This window comes from Aurantimicrobium minutum (assembly GCF_002355535.1).
GTDB classification, from domain to species: domain Bacteria; phylum Actinomycetota; class Actinomycetes; order Actinomycetales; family Microbacteriaceae; genus Aurantimicrobium; species Aurantimicrobium minutum.
This window is the reverse complement of the sequence record NZ_AP017457.1, coordinates 547384-566028: the sequence shown is the minus strand read 5'-3', so window position 1 is coordinate 566028 and position 18645 is coordinate 547384. Positions and strand designations below refer to the sequence as shown.

Annotated in this window: 18 protein-coding genes; all 18 read right to left on the bottom strand. The window is 51.1% G+C overall.

The genetic code is table 11. The features are described from left to right. Positions 1 to 15 precede the first annotated feature (15 nt). Positions 16 to 1971 carry a primosomal protein N' family DNA-binding protein gene (locus AUMI_RS02800; RefSeq protein ID WP_096381074.1) on the bottom strand — a complete coding sequence of 652 codons (1956 nt, stop codon included), beginning with the start codon at positions 1969 to 1971 and terminating at the stop codon, positions 16 to 18. 3 nt (positions 1972 to 1974) lie between these two features. Beyond that, the gene (gene metK, locus AUMI_RS02795; RefSeq protein WP_096381072.1) at positions 1975 to 3138 is read right to left on the bottom strand and encodes a methionine adenosyltransferase; all 1164 of its coding nucleotides are present in this window, start codon (positions 3136 to 3138) and stop codon (positions 1975 to 1977) included. 46 nt (positions 3139 to 3184) lie between these two features. Then, positions 3185 to 4405: a bifunctional phosphopantothenoylcysteine decarboxylase/phosphopantothenate--cysteine ligase CoaBC gene (gene coaBC, locus AUMI_RS02790; RefSeq protein WP_096381070.1), complete on the bottom strand. Its 1221-nt coding sequence runs from the start codon at positions 4403 to 4405 to the stop codon at positions 3185 to 3187. Between the two features lie 20 nt (positions 4406 to 4425). After that, positions 4426 to 4683, bottom strand: a complete 258-nt coding sequence (gene rpoZ, locus AUMI_RS02785; protein WP_096381067.1) for a DNA-directed RNA polymerase subunit omega — start codon at positions 4681 to 4683, stop codon at positions 4426 to 4428. Positions 4684 to 4686: 3 nt separating this feature from the next. Continuing rightward, positions 4687 to 5574 (bottom strand): guanylate kinase, encoded by an 888-nt coding sequence (gene gmk, locus AUMI_RS02780; protein ID WP_096381065.1) that lies wholly within the window; start codon positions 5572 to 5574, stop codon positions 4687 to 4689. 4 nt (positions 5575 to 5578) lie between these two features. After that, on the bottom strand, positions 5579 to 6430 hold the full coding sequence (pyrF, locus tag AUMI_RS02775; protein WP_096381062.1) for an orotidine-5'-phosphate decarboxylase: 852 nt from the start codon (positions 6428 to 6430) through the stop codon (positions 5579 to 5581). Further along, on the bottom strand, positions 6427 to 9717 hold the full coding sequence (gene carB, locus AUMI_RS02770) for a carbamoyl-phosphate synthase large subunit (RefSeq protein WP_096381059.1): 3291 nt from the start codon (positions 9715 to 9717) through the stop codon (positions 6427 to 6429). The genes pyrF and carB overlap by 4 nt, the downstream gene beginning before the upstream one ends. Next, positions 9717 to 10865, bottom strand: a complete 1149-nt coding sequence (carA, locus tag AUMI_RS02765; RefSeq protein WP_096383411.1) for a glutamine-hydrolyzing carbamoyl-phosphate synthase small subunit — start codon at positions 10863 to 10865, stop codon at positions 9717 to 9719. Before carA ends, carB begins: the two co-directional genes overlap by 1 nt. A 2-nt stretch (positions 10866 to 10867) precedes the next feature. Continuing rightward, positions 10868 to 11404: a PH-like domain-containing protein gene (locus tag AUMI_RS02760; protein WP_096381057.1), complete on the bottom strand. Its 537-nt coding sequence runs from the start codon at positions 11402 to 11404 to the stop codon at positions 10868 to 10870. Next, positions 11397 to 12734 carry a dihydroorotase gene (locus tag AUMI_RS02755; protein ID WP_096381054.1) on the bottom strand — a complete coding sequence of 446 codons (1338 nt, stop codon included), beginning with the start codon at positions 12732 to 12734 and terminating at the stop codon, positions 11397 to 11399. Before AUMI_RS02755 ends, AUMI_RS02760 begins: the two co-directional genes overlap by 8 nt. Further along, positions 12727 to 13686, bottom strand: a complete 960-nt coding sequence (locus AUMI_RS02750; protein WP_096381052.1) for an aspartate carbamoyltransferase catalytic subunit — start codon at positions 13684 to 13686, stop codon at positions 12727 to 12729. Before AUMI_RS02750 ends, AUMI_RS02755 begins: the two co-directional genes overlap by 8 nt. After that, positions 13683 to 14225, bottom strand: a complete 543-nt coding sequence (pyrR, locus tag AUMI_RS02745; RefSeq protein ID WP_096381050.1) for a bifunctional pyr operon transcriptional regulator/uracil phosphoribosyltransferase PyrR — start codon at positions 14223 to 14225, stop codon at positions 13683 to 13685. The genes AUMI_RS02750 and pyrR overlap by 4 nt, the downstream gene beginning before the upstream one ends. Before the next feature lie 62 nt (positions 14226 to 14287). Further along, entirely contained in the window at positions 14288 to 14701 is a 414-nt protein-coding gene (gene nusB / locus AUMI_RS02740; protein ID WP_096381048.1) for a transcription antitermination factor NusB, read from the bottom strand. Positions 14702 to 14704: 3 nt separating this feature from the next. Beyond that, positions 14705 to 15268: an elongation factor P gene (gene efp / locus AUMI_RS02735; RefSeq protein WP_096381045.1), complete on the bottom strand. Its 564-nt coding sequence runs from the start codon at positions 15266 to 15268 to the stop codon at positions 14705 to 14707. A 101-nt stretch (positions 15269 to 15369) separates the two neighbouring features. After that, the gene (gene aroQ, locus AUMI_RS02730) at positions 15370 to 15798 is read right to left on the bottom strand and encodes a type II 3-dehydroquinate dehydratase (protein WP_096381043.1); all 429 of its coding nucleotides are present in this window, start codon (positions 15796 to 15798) and stop codon (positions 15370 to 15372) included. An 18-nt stretch (positions 15799 to 15816) separates the two neighbouring features. Then, on the bottom strand, positions 15817 to 16902 hold the full coding sequence (aroB, locus tag AUMI_RS02725; RefSeq protein ID WP_096381040.1) for a 3-dehydroquinate synthase: 1086 nt from the start codon (positions 16900 to 16902) through the stop codon (positions 15817 to 15819). Beyond that, positions 16902 to 17420 carry a shikimate kinase gene (locus tag AUMI_RS02720; protein ID WP_096381037.1) on the bottom strand — a complete coding sequence of 173 codons (519 nt, stop codon included), beginning with the start codon at positions 17418 to 17420 and terminating at the stop codon, positions 16902 to 16904. The genes aroB and AUMI_RS02720 overlap by 1 nt, the downstream gene beginning before the upstream one ends. 5 nt (positions 17421 to 17425) lie before the next feature. Beyond that, positions 17426 to 18622: a chorismate synthase gene (gene aroC / locus AUMI_RS02715; RefSeq protein WP_096381035.1), complete on the bottom strand. Its 1197-nt coding sequence runs from the start codon at positions 18620 to 18622 to the stop codon at positions 17426 to 17428. Positions 18623 to 18645: the final 23 nt, after the last annotated feature.

The window sequence follows — 18645 nt, the reverse complement described above, 5'->3', positions numbered from 1 at the left end:
TCACACGAGAAAACATTAGAGCGAGTCGATATCAGGGTCGTCGAAACGCACTCTCAGTCTAAGCACTCGCGCAGCACGCTCTGATGAGGCAGGCGGCTTCTTAGAGCGTCTAGCAGACGTAATTACTGCTGCACGGAGATGTGTAGCTAACTTTTCGCCGTCTTTATATACAAAGAAGACGAGCGCGCGGGAAGAACCATCTGGTTGACCGACCGGGCCAAGAACACGATAGCCCGCAAGCATAGGCAGTTCATCACAGGTTGTCCGAACCATCTCTGCAGAGCCAGAAATCGAAACCACGCGCACGGCTGGTGGCAAATTTAGCTGCATTCGATCAGCTAACTCATGCGCTGCCCACCGAACTTGTGCAGATTCAACCAAAGTCCGACCAAGAGCCACTCCAGCACCATTAATAAACACTGTGGCATCTGGCTTAGCCAGGGCAATGGTGTTACTCCAATTACGAAGTACATCTTCGTCAACTCGGAAGGCCTCTCTTCCTCTCAGGCGTTCACCGTCTAAGAGCAAGATGGCAGCATAACCGCCCTCAGCAACCGGTTCTGCACCTGGAGTCGCAACAACAACTGCGGGTGTAGCTGGAACGGACGTGATGATGTGCCCACCATCCGCAACTATGACCTTCACTCCAGGAAACGCTCGACCGATTTCATCAGACGTACGCTCTGTACCAGCGGCAATCGATCGAAGTTGTTTTCCGCCACAGTCTTGGCATGTCCATGAAGCATTGAGATTGCCACACCAACGACAGCTTGGAGAGGAATTTCGATGAGCTAAGTGCATTGGCCCATTACAGGAAGAACATGTTGCTCGCTCATTGCATCTGCTACACACCAGGGCAGGAGAGAATCCAGGGCTCGCAACTTGAACGAGCACAGGACCACGATCAAGTGCTTTCTTGGCACCTAACCAAGCGGCACTGGGAATTCGAGAGGGTGAAGTCCCCTCCTCGAGTTGTGCATCTGTGAGGACAATCTCGGGCTGAGCGACATCGCTGACTGGCGCCTCAGTGAAGAACCCAAGTTCAACTAGGCGCTGGGTTTCAAGTGAACGTGTGTGTGAAGCAAAGAGCAATGAGCAGCCAGTGAGCGACTGACGAACTAAGGCGACATCTCGAGCGTGTGTGTAAGGAGCAAGAGGTTCCTCGAAGTTGTGGTCTCCGTCATCCCACACAACCACGAGTCCCTCATTATGGGCTGGAGCCAGCGTTGCAGACCTGTTTCCGAGAATGATGAGGGGTTCTTCTGTGAGAGATCGTAAGTAGTTAACGTATCGCTCTTGCCCCGAAAGCTTTGCGTCAACACGAATGAAATGACCCTCTAGACCCGCCGCAATAAAGACTTTCTCAAGTTTCTCTATATCCCTAAAGTCAGGAACAGCTAGAACAGTGCTGGAACCCTTGACCAACTGTTCAACCGCAAGTGAAACAAACAGTTCTGTCCAATTCGAACCGGTTACCTGTGATGTCACTTCAAGCCGGGGCGGCACTTTGAGGGCAAGTCGAGAACCAGCAGAGACATCGAGTGCGGTGAATTCAGCGGGTTTCTCGGGAATTTCGCCACTGTATTGCTCTCGCTTCACAGATTCTGCAAGAAAAGCCTTTTCAGCTCGTACATAGCGTGCGGGGATGATCAAACGGAGAACATCCATGGCGGATCCTGCTTGTCGGTCCGCTATTTTGCGAGCGAGTTCGAGTGTGTCAGGTTTCAACAACGAAACAGGAGAAATAACTTTCTCGATGAACTGCAGGTCTCCCGTGAACTCAGGTTTTTCGCTCAGGGCAGTGACATACGCGTCAGAAAATCGTGCGCCGCCCCGCAGTGGGACAGAGACTTTTGAACCCACACGGACATCCCCAAGGAGTGACTCAGGGATACGGTATTCAAATACGTGGTCAAGCTGGGGTAACGAGGTGTCTAACAACACACTCGCAAACCCAGGTTGTGGGTTCACGTATTACAGACCAGCCAAACGGCGAAGTTCGTCAACCTTGTCGAGCTTTTCCCAGGTGAAATCAGGAAGTTCACGGCCAAAATGACCATATGCAGCTGTCTGACGATAGATCGGACGAAGAAGGTCTAATTCTCGAATGATGCCTGCTGGGCTGAGATCAAAGGTGTCCCGAATTGCCTTAATAATGACAGAGTCATCAACCTTGCCCGTTCCAAAGGTTTCCACGTAAAGACCTACTGGCTGTGCCACACCGATGGCATACGCTATCTGTACTTCAAGCTTTTCTGCAAAACCTGCGGCTACAGCATTCTTAGCGACGTGACGCATTGCATAAGCTGCCGAACGGTCGACCTTCGAGGGATCTTTTCCAGAGAAGGCACCGCCACCATGACGGCTTGCACCACCATACGTGTCCACGATGATTTTGCGTCCTGTGAGACCAGCATCACCCTTGGGACCGCCAATTTCGAACTTGCCCATGGGGTTGACCATGAAGTTTGTGTCGGCAGAGCTAAAACCAGCGTCTGCAAGAACAGGGCGAATGATGTAATCAATGACATCTGCGCGCAGGCTCTCAAGTGACGAATCTGCCTGTGGTGCATGTTGGGTAGACACCACTACCGTCTCGATGGTTCGAGGAATGATTCCCTCATAACCCACAGTGACCTGAGTTTTTCCATCAGGACGAAGATAAGCGAGCTGTCCGCTCTTGCGAGCTTCAGTCAAGCGTTCAGCAATGCGGTGTGAAAGATAGATTGGCAGCGGCATGAGCTGTGCAGTCTCTGTGGTGGCATATCCAAACATGATGCCCTGATCGCCAGCACCCTGCTCTTCTTGTCCGAATACGAGGTTGGCAATGTCAGGTGACTGTTGTCCGATGGAAACTGAAACACCACAGCTATCGCCATCAAAACCGATGTCTGACGAGGTGTAACCGATGTCTTTAACCACGTTGCGAACGATCTCAGGAATCTCCGCATAACCTTCGGTTGTAACCTCACCAGCAACGTGGACCAAACCAGTAGTAACAAGGGTTTCAACGGCTACTCGACTGCCCTTGTCCTGTTCGAGCAGATTATCCAGAATGCTGTCTGAAATCTGGTCACAGATTTTGTCGGGGTGTCCTTCTGTAACAGATTCGGAAGTGAATAGTCGTAAAGCGCTCATGGCGATTAGTCCTCTCGTGCGTAGACGTTGGATTGTGCCACGCGAATTACGCGTTGTGGAATGGCGGTGTTGCGATGCAATCGAGAATAGTGTCCGCTACAGACATCTTTGATCCGGTTGCAGTAATCAGAATATCTCCACCAGAAGCTAACACTGTGACGGTGTTACTTTCTGTTCCAAAGCCTTGATCCCAACCAACCTGATTGAGAATCAAAAGGTCGCACCCCTTACGGGCTAGTTTTTCCTGCCCGATTCGAATGAGTTCATCTTCCGTTGCGGTTTCTGCGGCAAAACCAACAATAATTTGTTCAGTTGTTTTGGCCAAAGCCAATTCTTTAAGGATGTCTGGGTTTTCAACGAGAGTGAGGTGGAGCTCTCCACCGTTGTCTACTTTCTTCAACTTTGAACCAGAGACAATATCCATACGATAGTCAGAAACTGCTGCTGCCATGATGACAATGTCGAACTCTGGTGAAAGAGTCATAACTTCACTGTGCATCTGCGCCGCAGTGGATACAGATACGAGATCCACTCCGGCAGGCGGTTCAACTTCGAGATGTGCTGCTATGAGTGTGACATCAGCACCACGTTGCATCGCACGTTGAGCGAGTGCAACCGCTTGCTTACCCGATGAGCGATTGCCAATAAAGCGAACAGGATCTAGTGGTTCACGCGTGCCACCACCGGTGATCAAGATTCGCTTACCGACGAGGTCAAGCTTTGTTTCACCGGAAACTGCCTCGTAGGCTGCCGCAATGATGTCTTCAGGTTCACTCATTCGACCTGGGCCAGAATCTGAACCAGTGAGTTGGCCCACACCTGGGCCTACAACGACGACACCACGAGAGCGCAACGTAGAAATATTCGCTTGTGTTGCGGGATTTTCCCACATCTCCGTGTGCATTGCTGGTGCTACAACAAGTGGACCACGTCGAGCGAGAACAGTGTTCCCCAGAAGGTCAGGAGCTAATCCAGCAGCAAATTGTGCGAGTGTATTAGCGGTAGCTGGAGCTACAACGATGACATCTGCTTGCTGTCCCAGGGCAACATGGCGAACTTGAGCTACATCGTCATACAGGCCGACATTAACGGGGTTACGACTGATTGCTTCGAGTGTCGGACGACCCACAAATTGCAGTGCGGCTTGAGTTGCTACCACGTCTACATGGTGTCCGTCTTTGACAAACTCTCGAACGACAGAAACTGCCTTATACACAGCAATGCCGCCGGTTATCCCGACGACAATGCGTAAAGGTGTGCGCGACACTTCAGGTGTCGATTCGGTTATTAGGCCGAAAGTGGACGAGCGATGAGCTTGTCCTCGTTGATTTCGTGCAAAGCGACGGAAAGCGGCTTGTCGTCAATGTTGGAGTCAACGAGGGGACCAACGTTGTCGAAGAGGCTTCCTTCGTGAAGATCAGAGTAATAGTCATTGATCTGACGAGCACGCTTAGAGGCGAAAATCACCAGAGCATACTTTGAATCAACCTTTGAGAGCAGGTCATCGATTGGTGGATTGATAATTCCTTCAAGCTTGGTAGCCATGTTTTACTCCTTGATAAGTCCCATTAAGTCTACGACCTGTTGGGCAGCTTCGGTGACGTCACGGTTAATTACTCGTACGTCAAATTCATCTTTCGCAGCAAGTTCGCCGTAAGCAGTTTCCAATCTGCGTTGGATTTCTTCTTCAGATTCAGTTCCACGTTCGCGTAAACGTCTAACAAGTTCATCCCAGTCGGGAGGCAAAAGAAACACGAGACGAGCCTCTGGCATGGTTTCACGAATTTGTCTCGCACCCTGAATATCAATTTCAAAAAGAACACTTCTGCCCTGATACAAGGCATTCTCAATAGGCCCACGAGGTGTTCCATATTTGTGTTGCCCGTGGACTTCCGCCCATTCGAGGAGTGCTTCTGAATAGATCATGGCGTCGAATTCTCCATGATCAATGAAGTAATAGTTGACGCCGTCGACTTCACCTGGGCGAGGGTCGCGCGTGGTTGCAGAGATGGAAAGGTGAACTTGAGGATGGTTGCGAACAATGTGGTTGACAACGGTTCCCTTACCTACACCGGAAGGACCCACGAGTACAACAGCTTTTGGCGGCCAAGTCTCTTTTCGTTTTGCTTGGTAGGCAAGTATCCATTTACGCAAACCTGCTCGCTGGTGTTTTCCTAAACCACCAAGGCGTTTGCGGGGAGAAATATCTAGCTCTTCAAGAATGCGTGGAATCTTGTTGACTCCCACACCACGCAGTGATTTCAAGAAATCAGTAACCCGAATAGTTGCTTCGGAAGACGACGGATCAATGGTGGCAACAACAAAGACATCAAGCGCAGATCTGCGACCCTCAAAAACATCCGCCTTAATTGCGGCACGTTTGCGACGCGCCACGACTCCCGCCTGCGCTGCAGCGCGGCGGTCAACCTCAGGCATGACGTTAGGCAAGGGCGGAAGCGACCTCTCCTGCACGACGAGTAACTGATTCAATAACACCCTCACGACCAGCTGAGAGGACACTTCTGGTTTCCGACACAATCAAGTTTGTCGAAAGGTTCCCAAACAAGCGTTGAGCATCTTCAACACGAGCTCCCTGGAAACCGAAGCCTGGGGCAAGCACGGGCAAAGCAGGGAAGTCATCTGGCTGAATTCCCAAACTTGGCAGGTCGAGGGTTGCGCCGAGAACTGCACCAACTGAATTCAGCGGCGTTGATTCAGTTGCCCACCGAGCAACGTCACTCAGCATGGCAGCCGCGACAGTCTTACCTTGATGAATTCCCTGAGTCACCTGTGCAGTCTGTAGAAGCGCAGCTTCCGGGTTACTGGTCGCAGAAAGAATGAAGACACCCTTATTGTGTGAGAGCGCATACTCAACGGTCTGTGAGAGGGCTCCAGAGCCCAAGTACGGGCTGACAGTAATGGCATCAGATTCCAGATTCCATCCTGGAGTCAGCCATGCCTGAGCATAAGCTTCCATGGTGCTGCCAATGTCTCCGCGCTTGCAGTCGGAGATCACCAACAATCCAGCATCACGTGCACGTCGAATGATGTATTCGAGGGCTTCCAAGCCTTTGGCGCCGTGACGTTCATAGAAGGCAACCTGTGGTTTGATGATGCCGACTTGACCGACACACGCATCAATGACTCGCAGTGAGAATTCACGCAGGCTCACAGAGGTGTCGTCAAACTCCCACTCTTTGAGTAGGAACGGATGTGGATCAATGCCCACACACAAGTGTCCGAACTGCTGGAAGGCAGCTTGGAGACGATCCCCGAACCCTACTTCACTCATACTTTGGCCAGAGCCTCACGACGCTTGATGGCATAGTCCTGCAAACTGCACACATCAAAACCTTCGCGGATTGTGTCGATAGATGCAACAGCTGCACTAACCTGAGCCATGTTGGTAAAGAGAGGCTTATCGGCAGCAATAGCGGAGGCACGAATCTCATACCCATCAGCACGAGCAGTTGAACCACTCGGTGTGTTGATCACAATGTCGACCTCGTTACGGTTGATGAGTTCAACTATGGTGTCATTGCCCAACTTTGCGCTTACCTTGCCGATGATGCTTGCAGGGATGCCATTGCGCTGAAGTATTTCAGCAGTTCCTTCTGTGGCCACAATCTTGAATCCCAGTTGCGAGAAACGAAGTGCAGGCAAAATGATGTTGCGCTTGTCTCGATCTGCAACCGAGATGAACACTGTGCCTGATGATGGTAGCCCACCGTAAGCTCCAGCTTGAGCTTTAGCAAAGGCAATGGGGAAATTCACATCCATACCCATGACTTCACCGGTTGAGCGCATTTCTGGGCCGAGAAGCGAGTCCACTACCTTGCCTGCAGGGGTGCGGAATCGCTTGAACGGAAGGACTGCTTCTTTCACCGCGATAGGGGCATCCATAGGAACTACAGAACCGTCTTGAGCTGGAAGAAGACCCTCGGTTATCAGATCACGAATACCCTCCCCCACCATGATGCGGCTCGCAGCCTTGGCAAGCGGAATACCTAGCGCTTTAGAGACAAAAGGAACCGTTCGAGATGCACGTGGGTTGGCTTCGAGCACGTAGAGAACTCCGGCACCGATCGCGAACTGGACGTTGAGCAAACCTTTAACGCCGATTCCCTTGGCAATAGCCAAAGTTGCTTCACGAACGCGATCAACATCTTTCTTTCCCAGTGAAATGGGGGGAAGAGTACAAGCTGAGTCACCGGAGTGAACACCTGCTTCTTCGATGTGCTCCATCACACCGCCGACGTAGAGTTGTTCTCCGTCGAAGAGCGCATCCACGTCAATTTCTATAGCGTCATCCAAGAAACGATCTACTAACAGTGGGGATTCTGATCCAACAATGGCTTGGCCATCGATGCGGACGAAGTAATCACGCAAACTGGCGGTGTCGAAGACAATCTCCATACCGCGACCACCGAGCACATAAGAAGGACGGACGAGTACGGGATAACCGATCTCTTCTGCTACCTTTACCGCACCTTCGACATCCGTTGCGGTTCCATTTCGAGGAGCCAGAAGGTTGGCTGCGTCCAGGATGCGACTGAATTCACCACGTTCTTCGGCAAGGTCAATTGCTTCCGGAGTGGTTCCCAATATAGGAACACCAGCAGCTTTGAGGCCCTTCGCTAGCCCTAGAGCTGTTTGCCCACCGAGCTGAACAACAACTCCGACAAGTTCTCCCGACTTGCTCTCGGCATGAATAACCTCGAGAACATCTTCCAACGTGAGAGGCTCGAAGTAGAGGCGATCACTGGTGTCATAGTCTGTCGAGACTGTCTCAGGGTTGCAGTTGATCATGATGGTTTCGTAACCAGCATCCGAAAGTGCAAACGAGGCATGAACACAGGAGTAGTCGAACTCAACGCCCTGACCAATACGGTTCGGACCAGAGCCGAGAATAACGACCTTCTTACGATCACTCGGCATCACCTCTGTCTCAAGGTCATAGCTTGAGTAGTGATACGGGGTGAGGGCCGGGAATTCACCTGCACAAGTGTCTACCGTCTTGAAGACGGGTCGAATATCGAGGGCATAACGCTGGTTACTAACCTCCTGCTCGGTTAGTCCACGAAGCTCTGCAATTTGGGCATCAGAGAAGCCAAAGTCTTTGGCATAGCGGATGACTGAGGCATTCAGTTCATGTGCTGCTTGAACTTCAGCAGCAACTTCGTTGATCAAAACGATCTGGTCAATAAACCAAGGGTCAATCTTGGTGGCATCGAAAACTTGTTTCGGCGTTGCGCCCTTACGCAAGGCCTGTTGAACGGTCACAATACGTCCGTCAGTAGGAACCTTGGAGATAGAAAGAAGCTCTTCTACAGAACGGGTTTCCTCTCCCCAGTGGAATGAGCTTCCACGCTTCTCCAGAGAACGAAGAGCCTTCTGAAGCGCGGTCGCATAGTTACGGCCGATAGCCATTGCCTCACCGACAGATTTCATGGTGGTGGTCAATGTAGCATCTGCTGCAGGGAACTTCTCAAAAGCAAAGCGAGGAACCTTGACCACAACGTAGTCGAGGGTGGGCTCGAAGGAAGCTGGAGTCACCTTGGTGATGTCGTTAGGGATTTCATCCAAGCGATATCCAATTGCCAACTTGGCTGCAATCTTGGCGATGGGGAAACCGGTTGCCTTGGATGCCAGCGCTGATGAGCGAGAAACACGAGGGTTCATCTCAATCACGATGACACGGCCATCCTTGGGATCGACAGCGAACTGTATGTTACATCCACCTGTGTCAACGCCAACGAGACGAATAATTTCAATGCCGATGTCACGCAGGTTTTGGTACTCACGGTCAGTCAGCGTGAGCGCAGGTGCCACGGTGATGGAGTCACCGGTGTGAACACCGACAGGGTCGACGTTTTCGATGGAACAGACGACAACGGTGTTGTCGGCGGTGTCACGCATGAGCTCGAGTTCGTATTCTTTCCAACCCAAGATGCTCTCTTCGAGAAGAACCTCGCTTGTAGGGCTGGAGTGAAGTCCATCACCAGCGATGCGGATGAGATCTTCCTCGTTGTAAGCAAAGCCTGAGCCCAAACCACCCATGGTGAAGGACGGACGAACAACGAGGGGGTAACCCAAGTCCTTGGCTGCTTCGATGCACTCTTCGAGGGTATGTGCAATGTAGGACTTGGCAACATCAGCACCGGAGGCGAGGACGAGGTCCTTGAAGATCTGGCGATCTTCACCCTTGCGGATTGCTTCAACTTTTGCACCAATGAGCTCGACACCGTGACGCTCAAGAGCTCCATTCTCGTGCAGTGAGATGGCAGCGTTGAGTGCGGTCTGTCCGCCAAGTGTTGGCAAAATGGCGTCTGGCTTTTCCTTGATAATGATTGCTTCAATGACCTCAGGAGTGATGGGCTCCACATAGGTTGCATCAGCGAAATCAGGGTCGGTCATAATGGTGGCGGGGTTCGAGTTCACAAGAATTACTCGAATGCCTTCTTCACGCAGCACACGGCAGGCCTGGGTGCCTGAGTAATCAAACTCGCAAGCTTGACCAATCACGATTGGACCGGAGCCAATTACGAGGACTGAATTGATGTCTGGACGACGTGGCATTAGTTTGATGCTCCCGAGGTAGTAGCGGATGCGAGGACCATGTCGCGGAAACGGTCAAAGAGATAGTTGCTGTCGTGTGGTCCCGACGCAGCTTCTGGGTGGTATTGGACAGAGAATGCATTGATGTCGAGGCAACGAAGCCCTTCAACAACTTGGTCGTTCAAGCTGTAATGGCTCACCTCGACCCGGCCAAATCCGGCTGGAGATTCAAGCACTCCTTCGATCGGAGCATCCACAGCAAAACCGTGGTTCTGGCTGGTGATCTCCACACGACCAGTTGCTTTATCCAGCACCGGCTGGTTGATTCCGCGGTGACCGAAGGGCAGTTTGTAAGTCTTGAAACCAAGCGCGCGACCCAATAACTGATTGCCAAAACAAATCCCAAAGAAGGGAATTCCTGCCTTCAAGACAGTGCTGAGTAGCTCCACATGTTTGTCACTAGCTGCGGGGTCACCTGGGCCATTAGAGAAAAACAAAGCCGAAGGCTTCATTGCAAGAATCTGCTCTGCCGTGACTGTCTGTGGCAATACGTGAGCATCAAAGCCGCGCTCTGCGATGTAGTTGACCGTGGAGGTCTTGACACCGAGGTCAAGAATCGCGACAGAACCGATCTTCTCCCCCACTGCAGGAACGACATATTCTTCTTGGGTAGAAACCTGGGCAGAAAGGTTCTTTCCAGCCATTTGGTCGGCTTCAAGCACCTTTTTGAGTTGAGCTTCAGGAGTTTCTGCCGCTGATGCTCCTGAGAATATTCCAGCGCGCATGGCACCCTTTGAGCGAATGTGGCGGGTAACTGCGCGGGTGTCGATGCCTTGTATACCGACGATGCCTTCGTGATCAAGGTCGTTATCCAGGCTTCGTTCAGCACGGAAGTTCGAGACGATACGTGAGGCATCTCGCACGACATAGCCGGCAACCCAGATACGTCGAGACTCCATGTCCTCATCGTTCATTCCAGTGTTACCAATATGCGGCGCAGTCATGAGAACTATTTGTCCCGCATAGGAAGGGTCAGTCAGTGTCTCCTGATATCCAGACATTCCAGTGGCGAAAACGATTTCCCCAAAGGTGGTTCCTTCAGCACCATAAGCACGGCCTTCGTAACGGGAACCGTCCTCGAGAACTAATACGGCATTGGGGGTCGTCAGACTCACGAGGAAACCTCTTTCGATGTGGCGTTAGGGAAGTTGGAAACGAGTGCCTTTTCGCAGGCGAGACGGATTTCAGGGATTGAAAAGCGGAAAAAGGAGGTAAATTCGACAGATTCATTTCGTGCGGTATCCCAAGCTGACCATGAAATTGCCGTGAGGCCGTCTTTTTCAACAGCCTTGTCTATCGCAACCTGGGTTCGATGAATCTGAACAATCTGGGCAGAAGGAATAAACGTATTCTTTTCACCTCGCGGAGCAATAGTAATTCCATCTGAACTAACCAAAAGATGGGCATCGGCACGGAAACCCAAACCTGGAAGTGTAAGTCGATGAAGAGGATCTACAGCCAACGTTGTTGCGACGTAGAATCCGGAAAATTCAACCGGTGCAGAAGTGTGATCAGTGACAGAGGTTCCAGGCAACACTATTTGAAAACGAGAATCCCGCTTGACCTTCTTTCGCCAAGACAAGACCATTCCCAAAATTGCCAGTACAACAAGTACAAGAACGATTCCAGTTACGAGTGCTTTATCCACGTGACACCTCCAGTGCAGAGGCAGAAACAATTGATGAATCCACTACTTGCTTGTCAGCTGCAGTGAGATAACCCTGGTGAATGGTTGTGACAACTTGTCCAGCAAGTTCAACACCTAGGTATGGAGAGTTGTGTGACAGGCTAGCAAGGTCCTCAATCCCAAAGTTTCGACGAATCGAAGGATCCACCAAAACAAGTTCAGCTTGGACTCCGGGTTGTATTTTCTGACCGTGGGTATTCAGTCCACCAATACGAGCAGGGGTTTCAGAGAGAACGCGTGCAACATCATTCCAGCCCATCAACCCTGTTTCAATCATGGTGGTTTGGACGACCGCGAGAGCTGATTCAAGTCCTACCATTCCGAAAGCAGCCGCACCCCATTCACAGTCTTTGGATTCAACTGGATGAGGGGCATGATCCGTTACAACGATGTCAATGGTTCCATCTGCAAGAGCGTCACGCAGGGCCATCACATCCTCAGTGCGTCGAAGAGGTGGGTTTACCTTATACCGAGCGTCGTAACTTTCTGCACATTCGTCAGTAAGGAGCAGGTGATGTGGTGTGACTTCTGCAGTGACGTTGATGCCTCGTTTCTTCGCCCAGCGAATGACGTCAACGGAACCTGCCGTGGATAGGTGACAGATATGGAGACGAGATCCAGTGTGTTCAGCCAGAAGAACGTCGCGAGCAATGATGGATTCTTCAGCAACAGCTGGCCAACCAGCTAAACCGAGACGAGCGGAAACTTCACCTTCATTCATCTGGGCGTCAACTGTAAGACGTGGTTCCTGTGCGTGCTGAGCGATAGCTCCACCAAATGTCTTCACGTATTCAAGTGCACGACGCATGATGAGTGGGTCGAAGACACACTTTCCGTCATCGGAGAAGACTCGGACTGCTGCGCGTGAGTTAGCCATGGCACCCAACTCAGCAAGCTGAAGCCCTTCCAGACCCTTAGTAACTGCACCAATAGGGCGCACGGTTGCATACCCTGCTTCATCTCCTAGACGAAGTACCTGTTCTACAACACCTGCCGTGTCCGCAACAGGAAGGGTGTTCGCCATGGCAAAGACGGACGTGAACCCACCTAATGCAGCAGCTTGCGTACCTGTAAGTACTGTTTCTGACTGCTCATATCCAGGCTCACGAAGGTGAGTGTGGAGATCGACCAGACCAGGAAGGGCAATCAGACCATCAGCATCAATCTTGGTCGCCGAAGCCGAGTTCAGACCTTGACCCACAGCTGAAATTCGCGTTCCTTCAACAAGGATGTCGGCACGAGCTCCATCAGGGAGAGTCGCTCCGGTGATGAGTAGATCTGGATTAGTCATGAGTTACCTCTCGTTCACCGGTGAGAACCATGTAGAGCGCTGCCATGCGCACGGACACTCCGTTGGCAACCTGTTCAAGAACTGTTGATTGTGGAGAGTCAGCTGCCACTGAGCTGATTTCAAGACCGCGGTTCATGGGACCGGGGTGCATCACCATTGTTTTGGCAGGGAGTGAAAAGAATCGCTCCTGTGTGAGTCCCCACATATTTGAGTATTCACGCTCGTTGGGGAAGAACGCATCGTGCATACGTTCTTGCTGAATACGAAGCATCATGACAACGTCTGGCTTGCTCTGAGCAAGGGCTTCGTCAAGATCGTAGCTCACCGAAACGGGCCAGGTGTCGACTGCGTGTGGCAAAAGAGTGGGTGGAGCCACGAGTTGCACCTGAGCACCCAGTGTTTGCAACAGCCACACGTTAGAGCGCGCCACACGTGAGTGCAAGATGTCCCCCACGATTGTCACCTTGACACCGTCGAGACCCTTGCCGCGTGAAGCGGCACCATGAAGACGCTTGCGCATGGTGAAAGCATCGAGCAGTGCCTGAGTAGGGTGTTCGTGCGTACCATCACCCGCGTTGATGACCGGGGCATCAATCCAGCCACTTTGAGCAAGTACTTGTGGAGCACCTGATGCGCCGTGACGAATGACAACCGCATCAATTCCCATAGCAGCGAGAGTTTGTGTGGTGTCCTTCAGGCTTTCGCCCTTGGAAACACTTGATCCCTTGGCAGCAAAGTTGATGACGTCTGCAGAGAGACGCTTCTCAGCGGCTTCGAAAGAGATTCTGGTCCGGGTGGAATCTTCGAAAAAGAGATTCACCACCGTTTTTCCGCGCAATGCAGGAAGCTTTTTGACCTCGCGCTCGTTGACGGTGGACATGTCCTCAGCAATATCGAGTAGCTGGATAGCTTGATCGCGAGAGACATCGCGGGTGCTCAGGAGGTGCTTCACGCGCTCACCACCTCTTCGATTTCTACGCCATCTTCTCCGTCGTGTTCGACTAAGCGCACATTGATGCGCTCGCCGTGTGCAGAAGGAAGGTTTTTCCCAACGAAATCGGCACGTATGGGAAGTTCTCTGTGGCCACGATCTGCAAGCACTGCCAAACGAACGATCTTGGGGCGCCCGAGGTCAGTAAGAGCATCTAACGCTGCTCGAACCGTCCGGCCACTAAAAAGAACATCATCAACCAAAACCACTGTCACATCATCTATGCTCACTGGAACTTCTGTTGGCGCTGTAGAACGGGTGGGCTGCTGATAGAGGTCGTCTCTATACATCGTGACATCCAAAGAGCCGACAGGCACAGAGGTACCGGGGACGATGGATTCAAGTATGGCCGCAAGGCGATGTGCGAGGGTTACACCACGGGTAGGAATGCCCAGAAGAACGAGTGACTGTGCACCTCGATTAGATTCGAGGATTTCGTGAGCAATCCGCGTCAGTGCGCGTTGCATGTCAGGCGCCTGCATGATGGCTCGTGCAGTCATTCTGACCTCCTTCCCCGCCTCTCTGGACGGAAATTAAAGGATGTCTAATTACTTATAGTGTATCAGTTTGCTGTGGAAGCGATAGTAGCTAATAAGCCATTAACAAATCCCGCAGATTCTTCCGTGGATAAAGTTTTGGCAGCTTCAACTGCTTCATCGACTGCCACAGCTGCTGGAACTTCAGTGTTGTAAAGAATTTCCCACACAGCGATGCGAACAATGGCACGATCTACCGCCGGCATTCGCTCTAAGGACCAACCACGGGAATAGGTTTCAATGGTTTCGTCGATTTCCACACCGTGGTCAATGACACCGTCGATGATTTCGCGAGCGTAGAGCCACGAAGATGCACGATCGGGTTCGTTTACCGCTCTTTCTGCTTCCGCTTCAAGAGCTTCTGTCAGTGAGATATCTCTCACATCAGCAGAAAAGAGCACATCCAGTGCGCGCTTGCGCGCTTTAGTTCGTGCGCTCATGAATTAGTCGTTTACGCGACCTTGGTAAGAACCATCGCGAGTGTCAACTTTAACCTTTGTTCCAATTTCAAGGAACAGAGGAACCTGGATTTCTAGACCAGTTTCGACTGTCGCAGGCTTGTTGCCACCGGTCGAGCGGTCACCCTGCAGACCAGGCTCGGTGTAGGTGATTTCGAGAACAACTGTTGCGGGGAGGTCAACATAAAGTGGAGAACCTTCATGCAACGCAATTTGTACGTCCTGGTTTTCCAGCATGTAGTTTTTTGCATCTCCAACAACTGCAGCTGAAACAGGAAGCTGTTCGTAGTTGTCCTTATCCATAAAGACATACTCGTTGCCATCGTTGTAAAGATATTGGAAGTCACGACGGTCAACATTGGTGATGTCAATCTTTGTACCAGCGTTGTATGTCTTATCGACTACTTTTCCAGTCATCAGGTTCTTCATCTTGGTGCGAACAAAAGCACCACCCTTACCAGGCTTGACATGCTGAAACTCGATGATGGTCCAGAGCGCGCCATCAATGTTGAGAACGATTCCGTTCTTAATGTCAGCAGTAGTTGCCATGAGTAATCCTTAAGATATGAGTAAACGCGGTTGGGCTATCAATATTCAGCGCCAACAGTCAATTCTATGTCTGGACTGAAGGGTAGAACTAACCCGTGAAATTATCGGGTGAGTTGTGTCAGTGCCAAACGGTAGGAATCAAAACCAAATCCCGCAATGACTCCCGAAGCAACAGCAGAGATAACACTGTTGTGACGGAAAGATTCACGGGCATGAGGGTTAGAGATATGAACCTCTATAAGAGGGATACCAGCACTAGTTACCATTGAAACTGCATCTCGCAACGCATATGAGTAGTGGGTGAATGCAGCGGGGTTCAAAATAACCGGTGTGCGGGTGTCCACTGCTTCAAATAGCCATGACATGAGTTCTGGCTCAGAATCGGTTTGGCGCACATCAACTTCAACACTTGGAGCATCAGAAGCAAGCACCTTGCGTAGATCATCAAGATTTTGAGAACCATAAACTTCTGGCTCTCTGGTTCCCAAACGACCAAGGTTAGGTCCATTAAGTACGAGGATTCTTGCCATGAAGTAAGACTAACGAACTTAATCCGTGAGCTCTTGGTATGCGGTGTAGAGAATTGACGTGTCTGGCACGTTCAAGATGGTTGGTTGAGCGATGTCTCTGAGAACAACAAAACGTAACATTGATCCGCGTGCCTTTTTATCCCTTTTCATCGTGCCCAAGAGATGCTCCCAAGCTTCTGCTTTATAGGTTGTCGGCAAAGTTAATGATTCGAGAATGTTCTTTTGTCTATCAACAACAGAGTCCGAAAGGTTCTGGGTCATGCGCGAGAGTTCAGCGGCATACATCATTCCGATGCTGATGGCAGCACCATGGCGCCATGTGTAGCGTTCAGCATGTTCAATTGCATGGCCCAATGTGTGACCATAATTGAGAATTTCTCGTTGACCCTGTTCAGTGAAGTCTTCTGAGACGACGCGAGCTTTAACCCCTACAGACAATTCAATGAGCCGCTGAAACTCATTCGATGCAGGATCAGTTGCCCGGTCAATATCTGCCTCAAGGATTGACAGTATTTCTTCGTCTGCAATAAAGCCACACTTGACGATTTCTGCAAAGCCAGCCAGCAACTCATTGCGGGGAAGATTTTCAAGAACATCAAGATCGCAAACAACAGCGTGTGGAGCATAGAATGCGCCCACCAAATTTTTGCCCTCCGTTGTGTTAATTCCCGTCTTGCCGCCTACAGAGGCGTCGACCATTGCAAGAACAGTAGTTGGTATCTGAATGAGCTTTACCCCACGTAACCACGTTGCCGCAACGAATCCAGCAAGGTCTGTAACAGCACCTCCGCCCAAACCAATGATGGCGTCTGACCGAGTGAAATCGGCTTGTCCAAGAATTTGCCAACAAAAAGCGGCAACTTCAATGCGTTTCGCATTTTCTGCATCAGGGACTTCTGCTAACAGGACTTCTCTGTTTTCTCGTAAGTCTTCGCGGAGTTTGGCCGCAACAGCCCCCAAGGTTGGCGGGTGGATGATAAGAACTTTGTTGACCGCAGGCCCGAGAATAGGTCCCAAGAAAGAATCTGCCTGGGAAAGCATTCCACGACCAATATTGACCACATACTCTCCACCGCCGGTCACAGTGATGTGCGAAACAGTCATTACAAGCTACTTTCTCGGGGGTATCCTGAACGAATCCAATCCGTTACACGGTGGGCAACGGCTTCCAGATCACCAGTTGAGGTATCGAGAGTAAGCCAAGCAAGCGCTTGGTAAATGGGCATTCTTTCAGAAACTAGTTGTTTCCATGCGGAGATTCCATCACGAAGTAAGGGACGTTTAGGGTCCGCAATTCGCTCTGCTACGGCTTCTTCGCTCACAGTGAGCAGAACAACAGGCACTCTTCTCAATTCATTTTGGGTATCGGTGTTGAGAACTGCACCCCCACCTAAACTCACTATTGCTTCCTCCTGAAGTGCATTTTTGACAGCGTCGCGTTCGTAGCCCCTAAAGACTGCTTCCCCTTGTTGGTCAAAAATGTCAGAAATTGGTCCGTATTGTGCAACAACGAGTTTGTCTGTATCTAAACGAGGAACGTTTAGTTCTGCCGCAACACGTTTGGCTACTTTTGATTTACCGGAAGCAGGAGGACCGATAAATACAGCGAGTGGGATAGCCATATTGGCTACTTAGCTACAACCGTGTGTACTGAAGAAGGAATATTTGCGAGATATCCCTCCAGGTTGCGCTTAGTTTCAGAAATGTTATCGCCACCAAACTTTTCCAAAACAGCGTTGGCCAAAGTCAAAGCAACCATCGCTTCAGCAACAACACCCGCTGCTGGAACAGCGCACACGTCGGAGCGCTGATGATGTGCTGGTGCAGCTTCACCAGTCGAGGTATCTATGGTGCGAAGAGCATGTGGAACTGTAGCAATAGGTTTCATTCCTGCACGAACTCGTAGGACTGTTCCAGTGCTCATTCCGCCTTCAATACCTCCGGCGCGATCTGTTTCTCGCAAAATACCCTCTTCGGAAGCGAAGAGCTCATCGTGAGCTACCGAGCCACGACGGCGAGTCGTTTCGAATCCGTCACCAACTTCAACACCTTTGATGGCTTGAATTCCCATTAAAGCTGCAGCTAATTGCGAATCCAATCGTCTATCCCAGTGCACATGTGAGCCAAGCCCTGGAGGAAGTCCATACGCAAGAACTTCGACGACACCACCAATGGTGTCACCGTCCTTGTGAGCCTGATCTACCTCGGCATACATCAGGGCACTGGTTTCCTTATCGAAACAGCGCAGTTCATCGGCGTCCAATGTGGCAACATCTTGTGCTCGTGGAAGCGGCTTACCTTCCGGAACAGAAACTGGACCGATGGCAATGGTGTGACTAACGAGTGAGATTCCAAGTTCGGAAAGAAAGGATCGCGCGACCGCACCGAGCGCAACACGTGCTGCAGTCTCTCGAGCACTCGCTCGTTCAAGAATTGGACGAGATTCGTCAAAATCATACTTTTGCATTCCAACAAGATCTGCGTGTCCGGGACGCGGACGAGTGAGGGCGGCACCTCTTCCGGATTGCAAAACAGCTGGATCTACTGGCGCGGGATTCATGACATCAACCCATTTGGGCCATTCACTGTTTCCTACCCGTAAGGCAATAGGGCCGCCTAGGGTTTTCCCGTGTCGGACTCCCCCAGAAATGGACAGTTCATCCTGCTCAAACTTCATTCGTGCGCCACGGCCATAGCCGAGTCGACGTCGCTGTAGGTCTGCTTGGATATCTTCAGCGAGTACAGGCACACCAGCAGGAAGACCCTCAAGTATTGCAACTAGTTCTGGGCCGTGAGATTCACCTGCAGTAAGCCATCTAAGCATGTTTCAATTTTGTCACAGTCACA

Excerpts from the sequence above, each read along its gene's own strand:
- metK (WP_096381072.1), bottom strand. The coding sequence starts at position 3,138 with ATGAGCGCTTTACGACTATTCACTTCCGAATCTGTTACAGAAGGACAC.
- rpoZ (WP_096381067.1), bottom strand. The coding sequence starts at position 4,683 with ATGGCTACCAAGCTTGAAGGAATTATCAATCCACCAATCGATGACCTG.
- gmk (WP_096381065.1), bottom strand. The coding sequence starts at position 5,574 with ATGCCTGAGGTTGACCGCCGCGCTGCAGCGCAGGCGGGAGTCGTGGCG.
- pyrF (WP_096381062.1), bottom strand. The coding sequence starts at position 6,430 with ATGAGTGAAGTAGGGTTCGGGGATCGTCTCCAAGCTGCCTTCCAGCAG.
- carB (WP_096381059.1), bottom strand. The coding sequence starts at position 9,717 with ATGCCACGTCGTCCAGACATCAATTCAGTCCTCGTAATTGGCTCCGGT.
- AUMI_RS02755 (WP_096381054.1), bottom strand. The coding sequence starts at position 12,734 with ATGACTAATCCAGATCTACTCATCACCGGAGCGACTCTCCCTGATGGA.
- pyrR (WP_096381050.1), bottom strand. The coding sequence starts at position 14,225 with ATGACTGCACGAGCCATCATGCAGGCGCCTGACATGCAACGCGCACTG.
- nusB (WP_096381048.1), bottom strand. The coding sequence starts at position 14,701 with ATGAGCGCACGAACTAAAGCGCGCAAGCGCGCACTGGATGTGCTCTTT.
- efp (WP_096381045.1), bottom strand. The coding sequence starts at position 15,268 with ATGGCAACTACTGCTGACATTAAGAACGGAATCGTTCTCAACATTGAT.
- aroQ (WP_096381043.1), bottom strand. The coding sequence starts at position 15,798 with ATGGCAAGAATCCTCGTACTTAATGGACCTAACCTTGGTCGTTTGGGA.
- aroB (WP_096381040.1), bottom strand. The coding sequence starts at position 16,902 with ATGACTGTTTCGCACATCACTGTGACCGGCGGTGGAGAGTATGTGGTC.
- AUMI_RS02720 (WP_096381037.1), bottom strand. The coding sequence starts at position 17,420 with ATGGCTATCCCACTCGCTGTATTTATCGGTCCTCCTGCTTCCGGTAAA.
- aroC (WP_096381035.1), bottom strand. The coding sequence starts at position 18,622 with ATGCTTAGATGGCTTACTGCAGGTGAATCTCACGGCCCAGAACTAGTT.